This is a genomic window from Noviherbaspirillum massiliense JC206, from assembly GCF_000312045.1.
Classification (GTDB): Bacteria; Pseudomonadota; Gammaproteobacteria; order Burkholderiales; family Burkholderiaceae_D; genus Noviherbaspirillum; species Noviherbaspirillum massiliense.
In genome coordinates this window covers 326,345-345,003 of record NZ_HE978634.1, presented here as the reverse complement: position 1 = coordinate 345,003, position 18,659 = coordinate 326,345, and the positions used below count along the sequence as shown (strand labels likewise).

The following is an 18,659-nucleotide window of genomic DNA, read 5'->3' as shown; positions in this document are numbered from 1 at the left end:
GCAAACTACTTCGCCTATCCGGATTTCGATATGTTCATATACCGGTTTATCTATAGCTAAGTGGAAAGAATTGCGTCATGTTTCTGTAAAATTGCTTTTTTTTAACGCAGTACCCATTCATACATAAAACACCGGAGGAAGCAGATGAGTTTGATGGAGAGGGTTTTTAAACTGAAGGAACAGGGGACGGATGTGCGGACCGAGCTGCTTGCCGGCCTGACCACCTTCCTGACGATGGCGTACATCATCTTTGTCAACCCATCCATCCTCGGCGATGCCGGCATGCCCAAGGATTCGGTGTTCGTGGCGACCTGTCTGGCAGCAGCCATCGGTACCCTGATCATGGGCCTGTATGCGAATTATCCGATCGCGCTGGCACCCGGCATGGGTCTGAACGCGTATTTCGCCTATGGTGTGGTCAAGGGCATGGGTTATTCCTGGGAAGCGGCGCTGGGCGCAGTCTTCATTTCCGGCTGCCTGTTCCTCATCATCAGCGTGCTGCGCATACGCGAAGCGATCATCAACGGCATTCCGCACTCGATCCGCACCGCGATCACCGCCGGTATCGGCCTGTTCCTCGGCATCATCGCCCTGAAGAATGCCGGCATCGTCGCCGCCCATCCCGCCACCTTCATCACCTTGGGCGACCTGCACCAGGCGCCGGCGATCCTGGCGGTTCTCGGCTTCTTCCTGATCGTTGCGCTCGACAAGCTCAAGGTCAAGGGCGCCATCCTGATTGGCATCGTCGCCGTCACCGTACTGAGCTTCTTCTTCGCCGGCAACAAGTTCGCTGGCATCGTGTCCGCGCCGCCTTCGATTGAGCCGACCCTGTTCAAGCTCGATATTTCCGCTGCACTGTCGGTCGGCATTCTGAACGTGGTGCTGGTGTTCTTCCTGGTGGAAGTGTTCGACGCCACCGGCACCCTGATGGGTGTGGCCAATCGGGCCGGCCTGCTGAAATCCGGCAAGATGGACCGCCTGAACAAGGCTCTGATGTCCGACAGCACCGCGATCGTCGCCGGTTCCTTCCTCGGCACGTCCAGCACCACCGCCTATATCGAAAGCGCTGCCGGCGTGCAGGCGGGCGGCCGCACCGGCCTGACCGCGATCGCCGTCGCCGTCCTGTTCCTGGCCTGCCTGTTCATCGCTCCGCTGGCCGGCGTCGTTCCCGCCTATGCCACCGCGCCCGCGCTGTTCTACGTGTCCTGCCTGATGCTGCGCGAAATGGCCGATGTGTCATGGGATGACACCACGGAAAGCGTGCCCGCAGTCGTGACTGCGCTGCTGATGCCGTTCACTTACTCGATTGCCAACGGCATCGCCTTCGGCTTCATTTCCTATGCCGGCCTGAAACTCTTCACCGGCCGCGCCAAGCAGGTGCCGCTGGTGGTCTGGATCATCGCCGCCCTCTTCATCTTCAAGTTCATCTACATCGGTTCCGGCGGCTGACGGACCGATCCCCGGGCTGCCCGCCAATGGCGGCCCGGGAACGGCTTGCGCCCGGGTCGCATCTGAAGCGTATGCACACTTCAGGAGGGCGCTATGCAATCGATATTCCAGGCATCCGATTCCGGGCAAGCCGTCATCCGGAATGCGACCGCAACCGGCACCGAGCAACTCGTCGTGACCCTGCATCCCGGAAGCGACTCTTCCGTGGACATTGAAATCCGGGAAGACGTGCCGGGGAGCGGCCTGGTTTCGAGCTCGATTTCCATCAACCAATCCAACCTGCAGCGCCTGGTGCAATGGCTGCGCGATCAGGATGCGGTGGATTAGGCCTTCGCGCTGAACAAGCCGGCCCGCCGCCGTGCTCAGAACTGATAGAGGAAATTCACGCCGAAGTGAGAACCGTCGATCGAGGGCTCGCCGCTGACATCGGTGGTGACGCCATTGGCCGCCGTGAAGCGCTTCGGCCGGTATTTCTCCGACACATAGCGGACATTGATCCAGGCGCTCGGCGTGATGCCGAAGCCGGCTTCCAGTACCGCGCCGGTCGTGTTCTTGAATTTCAGGGTTTCCTTCTCGTCGTCCACATCGGAGGTCGCCTTCGGCGACTGCACGAAGCGCACGCCGCCACCGAAGCGCCAGCGTTCGACGCCGGTATAAAAGGCGAGCAGTTCCAGCGGCACCCGTTCGAAGCGCAGCGAGCCGTTGCGCGCCGAAGCATCGTCGACGTGGTAATTGACGGTGAACGAGGTCGCGAGCGGCACATCCTTCATCTGCACCAGCACGCCGGCGCCGAGCTGGACCAGGCCGCCGCTCTTGATGTTGTCGGAATAGCCGTTCCTGTAGCGCGCTGTGAGGATGGTGTCGCCGCCGTCAGTCAGGCCACCGGTCAGGATGAAGTGCACGCCGGGATTGGGGTCGGCCGCATGCGCGAGAAACGGCGCAGCAAGCGCGGTGCCCGCCAGGCTCAACAGTAAGGTTTTTTTCATTATCGTTCCCTGAAAATATGCGACATGCCGGGCGGCATGTGCCCGGCGGATTCTATCGGCTTTCCAGGGAGGCGCGATGGCAGTGTTGCAAAACCGCCATGCCGAATCGTGTGAAAAATCGTAAGGGAAGAGAAGAGGAGGGCGGGCGGATGAGGCTGTGCTCATCCGCCCGCAGCAGCTTTACATCATCAGCGCGTGATCGGCTTGTAGCGGATGCGCTTCGGCTTGGCACCTTCCTCGCCGAGGCGCTTCTTCTTGTCCGCTTCGTATTCCTGGTAATTCCCGTCGAAGAACACCACCTGCGAATTGCCTTCGAAGGCGAGGATGTGCGTCGCGATCCGGTCGAGGAACCAGCGGTCGTGCGAGATCACCATCACGCTGCCGGCGAATTCCAGCAGGGCGTCTTCCAGCGCGCGCAGGGTTTCCACGTCGAGGTCGTTCGACGGTTCGTCCAGCAGCAGCACGTTGCCGCCCATGAGCAGGGTCTTCGCCAGGTGGAGGCGACCGCGCTCGCCGCCGGACAGGTTGCCGACGATCTTCTGCTGGTCGGCGCCCTTGAAGTTGAAGCGGCCGAGATAAGCGCGCGAAGGCATCTCGAAGCGGCCCACCGTCAGGATGTCGGCGCCGTTGGAGACGTCTTCCCACACCGTCTTCTTGTTGTCGAGTTCGTTACGCGACTGGTCGACCAGCGACAGCTTCACGGTCGGCCCGAGGATGACTTCGCCGCTGTCCGGATTCTCCTTGCCCGCGATCATCCGGAACAGCGTCGACTTGCCGGCGCCGTTGGGGCCGATGATGCCGACGATCGCGCCAGCCGGCACCTTGAAGGAAAGGTTGTCGATCAGGAGCCGGTCGCCAAAGGCTTTGGAAACATTCTTGAACTCGATCACTTCATTGCCGAGGCGCTCGGCCACCGGGATGAAGATTTCCTGCGTCTCGTTGCGCTTCTGATATTCGAATTCGGACAGTTCATTGAAGCGGGCCAGGCGTGCCTTGCTCTTGGCCTGGCGGCCTTTCGGATTCTGGCGCACCCATTCGAGTTCCTTCGCGATCGTCTTCTGCCGCGCCGATTCGCTCGCCTCTTCCTGCTTCAGGCGCGCTTCCTTCTGTTCCAGCCAGGAGCTGTAATTGCCCTTCCAGGGAATGCCGTGGCCGCGGTCGAGTTCGAGGATCCATTCGGCGGCGTTGTCGAGGAAGTAGCGGTCGTGGGTGATGCCGACCACGGTGCCGGGGAAGCGCTGCAGGAACTGCTCCAGCCATTCCACCGATTCCGCGTCGAGGTGGTTGGTCGGCTCGTCGAGCAGCAGCATGTCGGGCTTGGACAGCAGCAGCTTGCACAGTGCCACGCGGCGCTTTTCGCCGCCGGACAAGACGCCGATCTTCGCATCCCAGGGCGGCAGGCGCAGTGCATCGGCCGCGATTTCCAGCTGCTGGTCGAGGTTGCCGCCGCCGGAGGTGGCGATGATTGCTTCCAGCCGCGCCTGCTCGGCGGCCAGTGCATCGAAGTCGGCATCCGGTTCGGCATACGCGGCATAGACCGCGTCCAGCTTGGCCTGTGCCTGCGCCACTTCGCCCAGCCCCGATTCCACCGCTTCGCGCACCGTCTGCTCGGGATCGAGTTCCGGTTCCTGCGGCAGGTAGCCGATGTTCAGGTTGGGCATGGGCACGGCTTCGCCTTCAATGTCCTTGTCGACGCCGGCCATGATCTTCAGCAGCGTCGATTTGCCGGAACCATTCAGGCCGAGCACGCCGATCTTGGCGCCCGGGAAGAAGGAGAGCGAAATGTCTTTCAGGATCTGGCGCTTGGGCGGAACGATCTTGCCCACGCGGTTCATTGTGTATACGTACTGAGCCATGAATGCTCCTGGAGGATCGAAAAGAAAAGTTGACTAGGATACGACAGAATCGGAGGCCGGACGGTTCAGGCGGCGCTCTTCCTGCCCGACCAGGCTTGCCACAAGCCTTCCAGCGAATACACCAGCAGCGCCGCCCAGATCAGGGCGAATCCGGCCAGTCGCGCGCCGCCGAACGGCTCGTTGTAGAGCCAGACGCCGAGCAGCAGCTGCAGCGTCGGCCCGATGTATTGCAACAGGCCGAGCAGCGACAGGGAAATGCGCCGCGCGCCGGCGGCAAACAGCAGCAGCGGAATCGCGGTGATCGGGCCGGCCGCAGCCAGGAGCCATTTCGCGGAAAGCGAGGCGCCGGCGAAATGATTGTGGCCGGCAAGCGTAAGGTAGACGAGATAGGCAAGCGCCAGCGGAAACAGCACCAGTGTCTCCAGCGCCAGGCCTTCCAGCGGCCCGAGTGCCGCCGTCTTGCGCAACAGCCCGTAGATGCCGAAGGTGGCTGCCAGCGAGAGCGCGATCCAGGGCGGATGGCCGCTTTGCCAGGTCAGCCAGGCAACGCCGCAAGCTGCCAGCGCGATCGCCAGCCATTGTCCCGGGCGCAGGCGTTCCTTCAAGACAATGAAACCCAGCATCACATTCACCAACGGATTGATGAAATAGCCCAGGCTGGCATCGAGCACATGCCCGGCATTGACGGCCCAGATGTAAATGAACCAGTTGCCTGACAGCAGAAGCGCGCTCGCGGTGAAGCCGCCCAGCACGCGCGGCTGGCGCAGCGCCTTGCCCAGCCACGCCCACTGCCGCCGCCAGGTCAGCACGACCAGCAGGAAGGCGAGCGACCACAGCATCCGGTGCACCAGGATTTCCTGCGCCGGTATTTCCTGCAAGGCTTTGAAATAGACAGGGAACAAGCCCCACATGGCATAGGCGAGGGCGGCGTAGAGGATTCCGGCTTGCATGGCAGGTGATCGACTGGAATAGGCTTGAGTTGGAAATCGAATCGGAATGGAAAATGATTGCGTGCCGCAAGGCTGCGGCGCGGCAATTATCTCAGCATTCGACGATGGCGGCAGGAGGGAACGATGTCGCTATGCAGCTTGCAGCGATTGGAAGTAATACACCGCGCCGCCCAGTTCCGGCGGAGCCTGGTAGCGCAGCTTTGCGCCGCGCCGCAAGGCAAGCGGCCGGGCAAAGGCCGGGCCGTCGTAGACGAAGGTGTGGAATTCCCCGTTCTCGCCGCAGGCATCGACACCCGGCGGCAGCGAGGCAAGGAAGGCGTCGTCGAATTCGCGTCCGCAGAATTCTTCGCCGAGGTGATTGCCGTTGACGCATGCCACGACCGCCTTGAAGCCGCTGGCGAGGAATTCTTGCACCAGCTTTTCGCGCGGCTCGTTCCAGAGCGGCAGGCTGGCTTCAAGGCTGGCCGCAGCGCACACCTTTTCTTCCCATTCGCGGTGCGGTAACAGGTCGATGTCGCCGAAGATGGCATGGGTGAAGCCATCCGCGCGTGCCGCCCGCAGCGCGCCGATGAATCGTTCTTCGTAGGTCTTCCAGGAAGCTTGATAGAACTGCAGTTCCAGCCCGAGCGCGCCGGCTTGCGCTCGCAGCAGCTCCGGCGCGAGGCCGTGCGAGCGGGAACTGGCGCCGGATTCATCCATGGCGGTGATCAGGCGGTGAACCGCCACGCCGGCCTGGCGCGCGCGCCACATGGCAAGGCAGGAATCCTTGCCACCGCTCCAGGAGACGAGCGCGGAGGGCGCGGCGGGGGACGGCATGATGCTATAGCACCTCTTCTTCCAGGATCTTCGCGCTTGCCGCCTTGACCGGGGCCGGCTTTTTCGCGCTCACCGGTGCCGGAGTGTGCACGGTCAGCGGCACCGGGATTGCAAGCTTTCGCAGCACAGGTTCCACCGACAGATAACGCCTCTCGGTCTGGCTGACCCATACCGACCATGCCAGGATCAGCGGGTGGATCATTTCCAGCCCTTCCTCGAAGGCGTCCGCATACAGGTTCATGACCGGCGACAGCGTGATGCCGTAATTGTTGAACAAGACCGCCGGCGCCCGGTCCAGCACCTTGCCGAGCAATACCAGCACCGTACCGAGCATGAGCCAGATACCGGAGCGCGAACGCCAGCCGCCTTCGAGGAACAGGAAGCGCGCCACCACGAGTCCGACATAGATCACCACACCGATCGCTGCCAGTGCCACGCAGCCGGCGATCAGCTTTTCCGCAAACGGCGCGGGAATGTGCCGGTAGTAATTGGTCTTCAGGATGCTGGCAGCGGTGAATGCCTTGTGCAGGTCGGCTTCGCGGGCGGCGAACACCACGCACAGCAGCGCAAAGGCTCCTGCACGCGCGCCGAGCGGGCGGATGCGCAGGAGGATCAAGGCTCCCGTGAACAGCCAGGCAACGATCGAGAGTTGCTCGAACGGCCCTTCTTCCGAAAAGGTCCAGTGGAAAGTCGGTTCCGCCAGCACCAGCGGAAGCGCCATGAGCAGCAGGATGTAGAGGAAGATGGCCAGTGTGACGCGGCCATCCGAGGGGGTAAAGCGCAGTGAATCAGGTCGAAGCTTCAAAACGACGTTCCTTCAATAGAGTGTTGTAAATCGCAAGATTGCCGTTGACCATGGCGTCAACGGAAAATTCGGACAGGATGCGCGCCCGGCCGGTTTCGCCCATCCGGCGGCGCAGGCCGGGATCATCGAGCAGGCGGCGCAGGGCGGCGGTGAGCGCCGCCACATCGCCGCGTGGAATCAGCAAGCCGTTGACGCCATCGATCACCGCCTCCGGCAAACCGCCGGCACGGCTGGTCACGATCGGCACGGCGGCAGCCGAGGCCTGCAGCAGCGACACGCCCAGGCCTTCCATGTCGGCCGGATGCGCGAGGATGTCGAGCCCGCCCAGCCATTTCGGCAGGTCGGTGCGGAAGCCGGCGAAGCGGATGATGTCGGACAGGCCGCGGCGCGCGATCTCGGCTTCGAGCTCGGCCTGCATCGGGCCCTTGCCGAACAGCAGAACGCGCAGGCCGGGGTAGTCGTGGCGCAGCGTGTCGGCCGCCTCGATCAGGTAAAGATGGCCCTTGCGCGGGATCAGTTGCGCCACCATGCCGATCACCAGCGATGCATCGGGCAGCGCAAACTCGCGCAGGAAGCCGGCGCGGTCCACCGGCGCAAGATAGGGTGCGGCATCGACCGCGCTGCGCACGCAGCTCACCTTTTCCGGCGCCAGCCCTTCCGAGAGCAGGACCTGGCGGATCGCTTCCGAGATGGTGATGACGTGGTCGTACAGCCTGTACTTGAGGGCGACCTGCCAGCGCGCTTCCGGATTGTCGACGCGCCGCGACAGCACGCAGGGCGTGCCGGTCAGGCGCGCCGCCAGTCCGCCCCAGAGATCGGCGCCGCGCCGGCTGTGCAGGTGCACGATGTCCGGGCGCTCGGCGCGGATCAGGCGCGCGAGGCGCGAGGTCATGCCGATATCGGCATCGCCGCGCATCTTCAGCTGATGCACCTGCGCGTTCGCACCCACGGCAGTGGCGATGTCGGCGCCGACCGGGCAGGCCAGCACATTCTCGACGCCGCGTGCGGCCAGGCCTTCGATGATGTAGGCGACCTGGCGCGCGCCGCCGTAATAATGCTTTCCCGCTTCGACGTGCAAGATTTTCATGCTGCCTGCCTCAATGCCACGTTCAGTTCACCCATCACCCGCTGCGGGCGGATGTCGCGCAGGCAGGTCCAGGCGCCGCCGCAGGTCGGATTGCGCCGGCATGGCGAACAGGACAGGCCCAGCCAGATCACGCGCGCATTGTCGCGCCCGGTCTTGGTGTAGGGGCAGGTGGAACCGAAGATTGCAACCGTCGGCACGGAAAACGCGATGCCCATGTGAGTCAGGCCGGTATCCACCCCGACCAGCGCGCCGGCGTGGCGGATCAGCGCCGCGCTTTCCGAGAGGCTGGTCTGGCCGGCGAGATTGATCAGGCCGGGCGCGCCGGCGCTGAGGGAGGCGGCCGCTTCGCGGTCCGAGGGGCCGCCCAGCAGCAGCGGCACGAGGCCGGTCTGCTGCTGCACCAGCGAAGCCAGCTCCTGCCAGGCATCGGCGAACCAGTGCTTCTGCGGGCGCGTGGTAAAGGCGGCGAACACTGCATAGCGTCCCGGCGCAAGGCCGTGGTCGGCGAGGCGCGCCAGCGCCTTCGCTTCCGCCTGCGGGTCGAGGTGCAGGTGCGGCAGGAAATCGCTGCAATCCAGCCCGAGATGTTGCGCAAGATGCAGGTATTCCGAACTGATGCGCGCCGCATCGCCGCCGCGCGGCACTACTTCGCTCATCAGCCACTGGCTGCCCTCGCGCGAGCCGAGGCCGATGCGGCGCGGCGCGCCCGTCAGGTAGGCGAAGAGGCCGCTTTTGAGCAAGCCTTGCAAGTCCAGCACGGTGTCGAACTGTCCATCCCGCAGGCGTCGGCGCAATGCCGCGACACGACGCAGCACTTCCATCCGCTGCCCGGATTTCCACAGTGCCTTCCATTCGGCCTTGGGCAGCAGGATGCGTTCATCCACGTCGGGATCATGGGCGATGAGCTGCTCGATTCCCGGCTCGATCAGCCATGCAATATGGGCATCGGGATAGCTGCGCCGAATCGCGGTCGGAAAAGCTGATGCGAAAACCACATCGCCGATCGCGGACGGGCGGATGATCAGAACACGTTTCAAGCGGATGCTTTCGGAATTGGAAATACGCGGCCGGTATTGGCAATCGTGCATTGACGATACGGCCAGGCAGGGCAATGTGCCGTGCAGAGGGGGGACATTATAAACGCGCGCGCGTGAGGCTGCCGGGAAGCCGCCTGGGGGAATGGCGCCGGGGCCACAGGGAAGCAGGGCGACAGCGTATCGCTTGCGCCTGCGAACGAGGGATTGGCTGTCCGCTTAACCCGGGTTCACATGTTCCGGCGGTACTGCCCGCCGACCTCGAACAGCGCATTGCTGATCTGCCCGAGCGAGCAGACGCGCACCGCATCCATCAAGGCGGCGAACACGTTGCCATCCTCGATCACCGCCTGCTGCAGGGCAGCCAGCATGCTCGGCGCCTCGGCGGCGTGGCGCGACTGGAAATCGGCGAGGCGCTTCAGCTGCGACTGCTTTTCTTCCTCGGTCGAGCGCGCCAGTTCCAGCATTGGCGGCGTGGCTTGTCCCTTCGGATTGCGGAAGGTGTTCACGCCGATGATGGGCACGGTGCCGTCGTGCTTCAGGTGTTCGTAATGCATCGACTCTTCCTGGATCTTGCCGCGCTGATAACCCGTCTCCATCGCGCCCAGCACGCCGCCGCGCTCGGCGATGCGCTCGAATTCCTGCAGCACTGCTTCTTCGACAAGATCGGTCAGTTCCTCGATGATGAACGAGCCCTGGTTCGGGTTCTCGTTCTTCGCCAGGCCCCATTCACGATTGATGATCAGCTGGATCGCGAGCGCGCGGCGCACCGATTCATCGGTCGGCGTGGTGATCGCTTCATCATAGGCATTGGTATGCAGCGAATTGCAGTTGTCGTAGATTGCGATCAGCGCCTGCAGCGTGGTGCGGATGTCGTTGAAGTCGATTTCCTGCGCGTGCAGTGAGCGGCCGGAAGTCTGGATGTGGTACTTGAGTTTCTGGCTGCGCTCGTTGGCGCCATACTTGTCGCGCATCGCCACCGCCCAGATGCGGCGCGCCACCCGGCCGAGCACCGTGTATTCCGGGTCCATCCCGTTGGAAAAGAAGAACGACAGGTTGGGCGCGAAATCGTCAATGTGCATGCCGCGTGCCCGATAGGCTTCGACGAAGGTGAAGCCGTTCGACAGCGTGAAGGCGAGCTGCGATATCGGATTGGCCCCGGCTTCGGCGATGTGGTAGCCGGAGATCGACACCGAGTAGAAATTGCGCACCTGGTTCCGCACGAAGTATTCCTGGATGTCGCCCATCACTTTCAGCGAAAACTCGGTAGAGAAGATGCAGGTGTTCTGGCCCTGGTCTTCCTTCAGGATGTCGGCCTGCACCGTGCCGCGCACGTTCTGCAATACCCATGCCTTGATCTGCGCAGTCTCCTCGGCGCTCGGCTCGCGCTTGTTCTCGGCGCGGAACTTGTCCATCTGCTGGTCGATCGCGGTATTCATGAACATCGCGAGGATGGTTGGCGCCGGGCCGTTGATCGTCATCGATACCGAGGTCGCGGGATCGCACAGGTCGAAGCCGTCGTACAGCGCCTTCATGTCATCCAGCGTCGCGATCGATACGCCGGAGTTGCCGATCTTGCCGTAGATGTCGGGGCGCAGCGCCGGATCGGCGCCGTACAGCGTGACCGAATCGAAGGCGGTCGACAGGCGCTTGGCCGGCATGCCGTGCGACAGCAGCTTGAAGCGCCGGTTGGTGCGGAACGGGTCGCCTTCGCCGGCGAACATGCGGGTCGGGTCTTCATTCTCGCGCTTGAACGGAAACACGCCCGCGGTATAGGGGAAGGAGCCCGGCACGTTTTCCAGCATCAGCCAACGCAGGATTTCGCCGTGGTCCTCGAATTTCGGCAGCGCGACCTTGCGAATGGTGTTGCCGGACAGCGTACGGTAGGTGAGGCCGGTGCGCAATTCCTTGTCGCGGATTTTTACCACGTATTCGTCGCCGCCATAGGCGGCCTGCATGTCGGGCCAGTTCGCCAGCAACTTCTTCGCAGCGGCATCCATCGCGCCGTCGCGCTCCAGGATGAGGTCGTCGAAAGAGGCAACCCTGCCTGCAGCCGCAAGCATGCGTCGGGCTTCCTGCAGGTGCTGGCGCTCGCGCGCGAGCGCGACCTGCTTCCTTACATGCTGGTGATAGCCGCGCACCGTATCGGCGATCTCGGCCAGGTAGCGCGACCTTGCCGGCGGCACGATGGCATTGCGGCCGGACGAGCAGCGCACGTTCACCGGCGCCAGCCTGCCCAGCTTCGCCTTCAGTCCGAATTCCTGCAGCTTCGGCAGCAAGCCCTGGTAGAGCGCGGTTACGCCATCGTCGTTGAAGCGCGAAGCCTGCGTACCGTACACCGGCATGTCTTCCGGCCGCTGGCTCCACAGTTCGCGGTTGCGCTGCACCTGTTTTGCCACGTCGCGCAGCGCATCCTGCGCGCCCTTGCGGTCGAACTTGTTGATGGCGACGAAGTCGGCGAAATCGAGCATGTCGATCTTTTCCAGCTGGGACGCCGCGCCGAATTCCGGCGTCATGACATACATCGCCACATCGACATGCGGCACGATCGCCGCGTCGCCCTGGCCGATGCCCGAAGTCTCGACAACCACCAGGTCGAATCCCGCGACCTTGCAGGCGGCGACCACGTCCGGCAAGGCTTGCGAGATTTCCGAGCCGGCTTCGCGGGTGGCGAGCGAGCGCATGAACACGCGCGACTGGCCGTTCCAGGGATTGATCGCATTCATGCGAATGCGGTCGCCCAGCAAGGCCCCGCCGGACTTGCGGCGCGACGGATCGATGGAAATGACAGCGATATTGAGCGCATCGTCCTGGTCGAGCCGCAGGCGCCGGATCAGCTCATCCGTGAGCGAGGACTTGCCCGCGCCGCCGGTGCCGGTGATGCCGAGCACCGGCGTACGGATGGCGTCGGCTGCCTTGTGCAGTTCGGTCTTCAGTACCGGCGCCGCCTTGCCGTTTTCCAGCGCGGTGATGAGCCGGGCAAGCGGGGCCTGGCGGGCAAGGAAGTCGCCGCTCTTCAGCGCATCCAACGTCGTCGGTGCATGGGCCGACAGATCGCTGTCGCATGCCGCGATCATGGACAGGATCATGCCGGTCAGGCCCATGCGCTGGCCATCTTCCGGGCTGAAGATGCGGGCCACGCCATAGGCATGCAGTTCCTCGATCTCGTGCGGAACGATCACGCCGCCGCCGCCGCCGAAGACCTTGATATGCGCGCCGCCGCGCTCCTTCAGCAGGTCGATCATGTACTTGAAATACTCGACATGCCCGCCCTGGTAGCTGGACACCGCGATGCCCTGCACGTCTTCCTGCAGGGCCGCCGTGACGATTTCGTCGACCGAGCGGTTGTGCCCGAGGTGGATGACTTCCGCGCCATTCGCCATCAGGATGCGGCGCATGATGTTGATCGAAGCATCGTGGCCGTCGAACAGCGAGGCCGCGGTGACGAAGCGCACCTTGTTGGCAGGCTTGTATCCGGTGAGCTTGTCGGCGATGGAGAGATCGGTCATGGTCGGTCCTCGGCAGGGCGGCGGAAAGGGTCGGGAAAAGTATATAACGTTTACGTTAACGTAAATCAGCCTTTCCGGCTCTACAATTGACCAATTACCAATTACAAGTCTTCAGGAGACGCCGTCATGCAAGCCGCCACTTCCGCCCAGCAGCAGATTGAAACGGATCTGACCGCGCTGTCCGCCACCGAACAGGCCAGCCTGGTGCGTCAGGGAAAGATATCTTCGCTGGAGCTGGTGGAAGCCCACATCGCGCGCATCGAAGCCGTCAATCCGGTCCTGAACGCGGTCGTGGTCAAGCGTTATGAAGAAGCGCGCGCCGAGGCGCGGGAAGCGGACCGGCGGCGATTGCAGGGCGAGGCGCTCGGCCCCTTGCACGGTGTGCCGGTCTCGGTCAAGGAATGCCTGGACCTGGCCGGCACGCCTTCCACCTTCGGCCTGCCTTCGCGCGCCAGCATGCGGGCGGAACAGGACGATGCCTATGTGGCGCGCCTGCGCGCAGCCGGCGCGATCGTGCTGGGCAAGACCAATGTGGCGCAGCTCCTGATGTTCGTCGAAAGCGACAATCCGCTCTACGGCCGCAGCAACAATCCCTGGGACTTGCAGCGCACGCCGGGCGGCAGCAGCGGCGGGGAAGCCGCGATCATCGCCGCCGGCGGCGCGGCCCTCGGGCTGGGCACCGATATCGGCGGCAGCGTGCGCGCGCCGGCAGCCTTCTGCGGCATCGCCAGCATGAAGCCGACCGCCGGCCGCCTGCCGGATGCCGGCCGCCACAGCATGCCGTTCGGCCAGCGCGCCATCGTCAGCCAGGTCGGCGTGCTGGCGCGCCACGTGGCCGACGTTGCCCTTGGTCTGGAAGTCGCCAACGGCGGGCGCGAGCCGGCGGCGGAGCCGCCCATGCCGCTGCATGACTGGACCGCAGTCGACGTGTCGCGCCTGCGCGTGGCCTGCTATCTCGATGACGGCCTGTTCCCGGTGGCGCCGGCCGTGCGGCGCGCGGTGCAGGAAGCGGCCACCATCCTTTCCGACGCCGGCGCCCGGGTGACGCCATGGCAGCCGCCCGCCGTGCCGCATGCCTATCAGCTGAGCCTCGGCCTGTTCAGCGCCGACTGCGGCGCCGGCTTTCGCGAAACCCTCGGCGGCAACAAGCGCGATCCGCGCATTGCCATGCTGGTCGCCCTGGCGGCGCGCTCGCGCTTCACCCTCGGTGCGCTGGGCGGGCTGCTGCGTCTGTTCGGCCAGCATGGATTGGCCGGCGGGCTGCAAGCATTCGGCCATGGCGATACCGCGCATTACTGGAAGCTGGTCGAGGCGCAGATCGATTACCAGGAGCGGTTCCGGGCGGCGCTCGATCAGGACGAGGGCGGACCTTTCGACCTGATCCTGTGCCCGGCGATGTCGCTGCCGGCCTGGAAGCATGGCGCGGCGCGCGACCTGACCCTGGGCGGCGCCTATTCCATCCTGTACAACCTGCTCGGCTATCCCGCCGGCGTGGTGCCGGTGACAAGGGTGCGCGCCAACGAGGAATCGGACCGGCCGGCCTCGGCCGACCTGGTGCAGCGGGCGGCGCGCAAGACGGAAGAAGGCAGTGCCGGCTTGCCGGTCGGTGTGCAGGTGGTGGCGCGGCCCTGGCGCGAACATGTGGCGCTGGCGGCGATGCAGGAAATCGAACGGGTGGCGCGGCAGCAGCCGGATTTCCCGTTCACGCCGCGCGTTCCGTGCTGAACGGCACGTCCTGTACCTCGGACTTACTCGAAGAAGAACTCGGCGGAATCGTTGACCGCCTGGGAATGCAGTTCGCCGCCGGCCACCAGTTCCTCGTAATGGCAGACGCGGTTGCGCCCATGGGCTTTGGCGTAATACAGCGCCTGGTCGGCATGTCCGAGGTTGACTACCGGGGATTCGGCGCTGATGGCAGTGAAGCCGAGACTGACCGTGACTCGCCCGACCTGCGGGAAATCATGCTTTTCGATGCTGGCGCGCAGGCGCTCGAAAATCTTGTGAGCATTCTCCAGCGTGGCCGAATGCAGCAGGATCACGAATTCCTCGCCGCCGAAGCGGAATATCCGGTCCTGCGAACGGAAGGCCGAGCGCAGCAGGTTGGCGACCAGGATCAGCACTTCATCGCCGTAGAGATGGCCGAACTGGTCGTTGATGCGCTTGAAATGATCGATGTCGATCACCGCCAGCCAGTGCTGGCCGGCCGCGGTCTGGCTGCGGCGTTCCTGCCCGCCAGCCGGTAGTGCTGCCGGCGCCATAGGCGCGAGCATCCGGGAAAACTTTTCATCGAAGGTCTTCCGGTTCAGCAAACCGGTCAGGGAATCGCGCTCGCTGTCATCGAGCAGGGTCAGGTAATTGCGGTAGACATTCACGATGCCTTCCATGACCTGCATGCCGTCCGACCGGTCAGGGGCGGCATCCTTCACTTCGAAGCAGGCGCTCACCTTGTCGTTCAGCCAGATCGGCAGCCACAGAATGCGCTCCCCGCTTGCAGTGATTTCCTCGAAACAGTTCTTGCGCTGGCGGATGCTCTCCACCAGCCCGGGATAATCCGCCACCGGCTCGCCGGGCCGTTCGGCTTCCAGCGATTCTTCCATCGACACCACCTTGCCGTCGCGGGTCCAGGCGCGCGGCCGGACGAGGAGCGCATCCCGGTACTGGAACAGTTCGAGCATCCTGACGTGCCCGGCGCCTGTCAGTTCGTGCAGGGCCGATACGATCGAGCGATCCAGCAAATGGTGGTCGCGGTGGCGGGTAATGTCGATCAGGTGCCGGAACAGGGCTTCCATTATCGCTTTCTTGCAGGTTGTTTCCGGTTGAAGGAAAGTCGGCCGGGACGAAGACCGCGCATCGCGTGACTTGCGGCGAGCAAATTGCCGGGAAGCCATTCTAGCGCGGTTTGTTCGCCGGCCTCGCATTTCCCGCTGCGGACATTGTTGCCGGCTGGCCTCGCTTGCATGCAAGACGGTAGCACGGCAGATGCTGTTCAAAAGCAAGCGTGCGGAAGAAACCAGCCGTCAAGAATGTTGTCAGACTTCCGTCCTCCATTTTCGCCCTTTGGCAATTCGATGGTGCCCATACAACTATTGCCGGAAGAACTCGCTCAAGCCAGTGATCTGTACCGACTGATCCTCGACAATGCGCTGGATTCCTTTGTGGCAATCGATGAAAACAGCCGGATCATCCAATGGAGCGGGAAGGCAGAGGAAACCTTTGGCTGGAGCAAACAAGAGGCGCTCGGCAAGCTCCTGACGGACACCATCATCCCGGAGCGCTATCACGCGCAGCACTTCGCCGGAATGCGGCGATTTCTTCAAACCGGCGAAGGCCGCCTGCTGAACCGGCATTCCGAACTGATTGCACGTCGCAAGGACGGGGCCGAGCTGTCGGTCGAACTCGCCATTACCGCAATCCCCACCGTCGGCCGCACGATTTTCGCTGCCTCGATCCAGGACATTTCCAGGCGCAAGGAAATCGAAGCCGCCTTGCAAAGGCAGGCCAACATCAACCGGACCATCCTCGACAGCATGGCCGATGCGATGGTGGTCGCGGACCGGTTCGAGCGCCTGATCGTGATCAATCCCGCCGCGCAGCGCCTGCTCGGCCTGAGGCCGGTCGAAGCCGATCCCGGCCAGTCCTTTCATTCCTTTACCCTGTTCAAGCCTGACCGGCAGACGCCTTATCCCGATGCGGAGCGACCCATTCCGAGAGCCTTGCGTGGCGAGAGCGTGGACGGGATGGTGGTTTTCCTGCGCTCCCCGGATGCATCCGGTGGCATGTGGGCACGCACCAACGCACGGCCGCTGCGGGACAACGAAGGCGGGCTGATCGGTGCCGTGCTGGTTTTGCACGACATCACGGAATTGAAGGACAGGCAGGAAGCGGCGGTGCGCCAGTCCCGTGTGCTGAAGGAGCAGGCCAGTCTGCTCGACCTGACCCATGACGCGATCCTGGTGCGCCAAGTGGAAGACAGCGTCATCACCTACTGGAACCGGGGCGCGGAGAGGCTGTACGGGTACAGCCGGGAAGAGGCAGTCGGCCAGGTCAGCCATTCCTTGCTCAAGACCGAACTCGGCCAGCCTCTGGAGCAGATCGAGGATGCGGTTCTCCGCAATGGCTACTGGAATGGAGAGCTGGTGCATACCACCCGGGATGGGCACAAGCTCACGGTGCTCAGCGAATGGGTGCTCGAGCGCAATGACGCGGGACGGCCATTGCGCTTTCTCGAAACCAATACCGACGTCACCCAGCGCGTCCAGGCCGAGCGCGCCCTGATGCTTGCCCAGGAAAATTACCGCCTGCTGGTCGAAGGCGCGACGGACTATGCGATTTTCATGATGGATCCGCAGGGCAGAATCGTGAGCTGGAACTCCGGCGCCGAGCGGATTCTGGGACGGTCGGCCGAAAGTGCGATCGGGTCCGACAGCGCCATCCTGTTTACCGGCGAAGACCGGAAAATGGGCGAGCCGGTGCGCGAACTGAACGAAGCGCGAACCCTCGGCCGCTCGGAAGACGAGCGCTGGCATCTCCGCCCGGATGGCACCCGCTTCTGGGCGAGTGGCGTGGTGACGCCGCTCTGGAACGAGGATGGCAGCCTGCGCGGCTACGTGAAGATCATGCGCGACGAGACCGCGCAGCGGATGGAGGAGGAGCGCACCCACTTCCTTGCCAATCATGACGGGCTGACCGGCCTGCCGAACCGGATCAGCTTCAGCAACCAGCTGCACAAGGCCATCGCCTTGTCCGACCGCACCCATATGCCGCTGGCAGTGATGCTGCTGGACCTGGACAAGTTCAAGCATGTCAACGACACCTTCGGCCACCATACCGGCGACCTGCTGCTCAAGGAAGTCGCCTTGCGCCTGTTGTCATCGATCCGGGAAACCGACTTCGTGGCGCGCCTGGGCGGCGACGAATTCGTGATCATCCAGTCCGAGGTGGCCCAGCCGAAGGCGGCGGAAACCCTGGCACGCAAGCTGGTGGAGCGTCTCGGCCAGCCCTACGAGCTGGATGCGCAGGAAGTGTTCAGCGGGACCAGCATCGGCATCGGCATCTATCCGAAGGATGCGAACAACTCGGTCGAGCTGCTGAAGAAGGCCGATCTCGCGCTGTACCGGGCCAAACATACGGGGCGACACAATTTCCAGTTCTACACGCCGGACCTAGGCGCGGAAACCGACTGGAAGAAGGACCAGGCGCAAGCCCTGCGGCGCGCGCTGCGCGACCACCAGTTCGAGCTGTACTACCAGCCGCAGGTCAGCCTGACGAACTGGAAGATCTCGACGGTGGAAGCCCTGCTGCGCTGGCAGGCGACGGAACTGGAGATGATGCTGCCGGTGGATTTCCTCGACGTGGCCGAAGAGACGGGCGTGATCGTGGAAATCGGGGAGTGGGCCCTGCGCCAGGCGTGCGAGCAGGTGCGCAAATGGCAGGCGCAGGGCTTGCCGGACCTGCGCATTTCCGTCAACTGCTCGGCACGCCAGTTCAGCGATCCGCGCTTCGTCGCGGTGATTCCTTCCATTCTCGCCAGCACCGGACTGGCGCCGGCCTTCCTGGAATTGGAAGTGTCGGAGACCATGCTGGCGCAGCGCCCGGAAATCAAGCAACAGCTGTCGGAACTGCGCACGCTCGGCATCCGCATCACGATCGATAATTTCGGCACCGGCCATACCGCATTGATGGAACTGGTCGATTTCGAGGTCGATGCCCTGAAGATCGACAAGTCCTTCGTCCAGCACCTTCCGCACCGGCGCGAGGATTCGGCCATCACTTCCGCCATCATCAGCCTCGGGCGCGACCTCGGGGTGGGCGTAATCGCCGGCGGCGTGGAAACCGCGGAGCAGCTGGCCTACCTGAAGGCGCGCGACTGCACCAGCGCCCAGGGCTTCATTTTCAGCCCGCCGGTTTCTGCCGACAAATTCGAAGAGCTGGTGATGAGCGGCAGCTGGTCGCGCATCAACCGGCTGCCACCCTTCGACCTGTCCGACACCTTCGGAAATCTCCACTGATGCGAGCACTCAGCGGTACCGGCTTGGAGATCATGCAAGCCAGTCAAATTGAGTCATTGACCGGGAATTACGTTGCTGAATGGCAACTAAGAATGCTAAGGTCTGAGGTAAGATCAGCCCTCCTGCAAAGAAAACCCCGGACGCCCTGCCATGATCACC

The 18,659-nt window shown here is 63.6% G+C and carries 13 protein-coding genes; 4 read left to right on the top strand and 9 right to left on the bottom strand.

Annotated elements, in window-relative coordinates:
- Positions 1-144 precede the first annotated feature (144 nt).
- Both HGHM_RS01715 and HGHM_RS01710 read left to right on the top strand, forming a co-directional pair.
- Positions 145-1,449 carry an NCS2 family permease gene (locus HGHM_RS01715; RefSeq protein WP_034348355.1) on the top strand — a complete coding sequence of 435 codons (1,305 nt, stop codon included), beginning with the start codon at positions 145-147 and terminating at the stop codon, positions 1,447-1,449.
- Positions 1,450-1,542: 93 nt separating this feature from the next.
- Positions 1,543-1,776: a hypothetical protein gene (locus HGHM_RS01710; RefSeq protein WP_019139771.1), complete on the top strand. Its 234-nt coding sequence runs from the start codon at positions 1,543-1,545 to the stop codon at positions 1,774-1,776.
- Between the two features lie 35 nt (positions 1,777-1,811).
- Here HGHM_RS01710 and HGHM_RS01705 read toward each other — a convergent pair whose 3' ends face one another.
- From HGHM_RS01705 to icmF, 8 genes are all read right to left on the bottom strand, one after another.
- The gene (locus HGHM_RS01705; RefSeq protein ID WP_148415288.1) at positions 1,812-2,435 is read right to left on the bottom strand and encodes a hypothetical protein; all 624 of its coding nucleotides are present in this window, start codon (positions 2,433-2,435) and stop codon (positions 1,812-1,814) included.
- 188 nt (positions 2,436-2,623) lie between these two features.
- Positions 2,624-4,291, bottom strand: a complete 1,668-nt coding sequence (ettA, locus tag HGHM_RS01700) for an energy-dependent translational throttle protein EttA (RefSeq protein WP_026075609.1) — start codon at positions 4,289-4,291, stop codon at positions 2,624-2,626.
- 65 nt (positions 4,292-4,356) lie between these two features.
- Positions 4,357-5,241, bottom strand: coding sequence for an EamA family transporter RarD (gene rarD, locus HGHM_RS01695; RefSeq protein WP_019139768.1), 885 nt, complete (start codon positions 5,239-5,241; stop codon positions 4,357-4,359).
- Between the two features lie 129 nt (positions 5,242-5,370).
- On the bottom strand, positions 5,371-6,057 hold the full coding sequence (locus HGHM_RS20360) for a Dph6-related ATP pyrophosphatase (RefSeq protein ID WP_019139767.1): 687 nt from the start codon (positions 6,055-6,057) through the stop codon (positions 5,371-5,373).
- 4 nt (positions 6,058-6,061) lie between these two features.
- Positions 6,062-6,862, bottom strand: a complete 801-nt coding sequence (locus tag HGHM_RS01685; RefSeq protein ID WP_019139766.1) for a hypothetical protein — start codon at positions 6,860-6,862, stop codon at positions 6,062-6,064.
- Positions 6,846-7,949, bottom strand: a complete 1,104-nt coding sequence (locus HGHM_RS01680; RefSeq protein WP_019139765.1) for a glycosyltransferase — start codon at positions 7,947-7,949, stop codon at positions 6,846-6,848. Before HGHM_RS01680 ends, HGHM_RS01685 begins: the two co-directional genes overlap by 17 nt.
- Positions 7,946-8,986: a glycosyltransferase family 9 protein gene (locus HGHM_RS01675; RefSeq protein WP_026075608.1), complete on the bottom strand. Its 1,041-nt coding sequence runs from the start codon at positions 8,984-8,986 to the stop codon at positions 7,946-7,948. The genes HGHM_RS01680 and HGHM_RS01675 overlap by 4 nt, the downstream gene beginning before the upstream one ends.
- Before the next feature lie 227 nt (positions 8,987-9,213).
- Complete coding sequence (gene icmF / locus HGHM_RS01670) at positions 9,214-12,492, bottom strand: fused isobutyryl-CoA mutase/GTPase IcmF (protein WP_019139763.1); 3,279 nt, start codon at positions 12,490-12,492, stop codon at positions 9,214-9,216.
- A gap of 126 nt (positions 12,493-12,618) precedes the next feature.
- On the opposite strand from icmF, the gene HGHM_RS01665 reads away from it, so the two are divergent.
- Positions 12,619-14,217, top strand: a complete 1,599-nt coding sequence (locus HGHM_RS01665) for an amidase (RefSeq protein ID WP_019139762.1) — start codon at positions 12,619-12,621, stop codon at positions 14,215-14,217.
- Between the two features lie 23 nt (positions 14,218-14,240).
- Here the strand turns inward: HGHM_RS01665 and HGHM_RS01660 are convergent, their stop codons facing one another.
- Entirely contained in the window at positions 14,241-15,281 is a 1,041-nt protein-coding gene (locus HGHM_RS01660) for a GGDEF domain-containing protein (protein ID WP_019139761.1), read from the bottom strand.
- Between the two features lie 279 nt (positions 15,282-15,560).
- Between HGHM_RS01660 and HGHM_RS22100 the strand changes: the two genes are divergently transcribed.
- Entirely contained in the window at positions 15,561-18,500 is a 2,940-nt protein-coding gene (locus HGHM_RS22100; protein WP_019139760.1) for a sensor domain-containing protein, read from the top strand.
- The last annotated feature ends 159 nt before the right edge of the window (positions 18,501-18,659 follow it).

Excerpts from the sequence above, each read along its gene's own strand:
- rarD (WP_019139768.1), bottom strand. The coding sequence starts at position 5,241 with ATGCAAGCCGGAATCCTCTACGCCGCCCTCGCCTATGCCATGTGGGGC.
- HGHM_RS01660 (WP_019139761.1), bottom strand. The coding sequence starts at position 15,281 with ATGGAAGCCCTGTTCCGGCACCTGATCGACATTACCCGCCACCGCGAC.
- ettA (WP_026075609.1), bottom strand. The coding sequence starts at position 4,291 with ATGGCTCAGTACGTATACACAATGAACCGCGTGGGCAAGATCGTTCCG.
- HGHM_RS01710 (WP_019139771.1), top strand. The coding sequence starts at position 1,543 with ATGCAATCGATATTCCAGGCATCCGATTCCGGGCAAGCCGTCATCCGG.
- HGHM_RS20360 (WP_019139767.1), bottom strand. The coding sequence starts at position 6,057 with ATGCCGTCCCCCGCCGCGCCCTCCGCGCTCGTCTCCTGGAGCGGTGGC.
- HGHM_RS01665 (WP_019139762.1), top strand. The coding sequence starts at position 12,619 with ATGCAAGCCGCCACTTCCGCCCAGCAGCAGATTGAAACGGATCTGACC.
- HGHM_RS01715 (WP_034348355.1), top strand. The coding sequence starts at position 145 with ATGAGTTTGATGGAGAGGGTTTTTAAACTGAAGGAACAGGGGACGGAT.
- HGHM_RS01705 (WP_148415288.1), bottom strand. The coding sequence starts at position 2,435 with ATGAAAAAAACCTTACTGTTGAGCCTGGCGGGCACCGCGCTTGCTGCG.
- HGHM_RS01680 (WP_019139765.1), bottom strand. The coding sequence starts at position 7,949 with ATGAAAATCTTGCACGTCGAAGCGGGAAAGCATTATTACGGCGGCGCG.
- HGHM_RS22100 (WP_019139760.1), top strand. The coding sequence starts at position 15,561 with ATGGTGCCCATACAACTATTGCCGGAAGAACTCGCTCAAGCCAGTGAT.
- icmF (WP_019139763.1), bottom strand. The coding sequence starts at position 12,492 with ATGACCGATCTCTCCATCGCCGACAAGCTCACCGGATACAAGCCTGCC.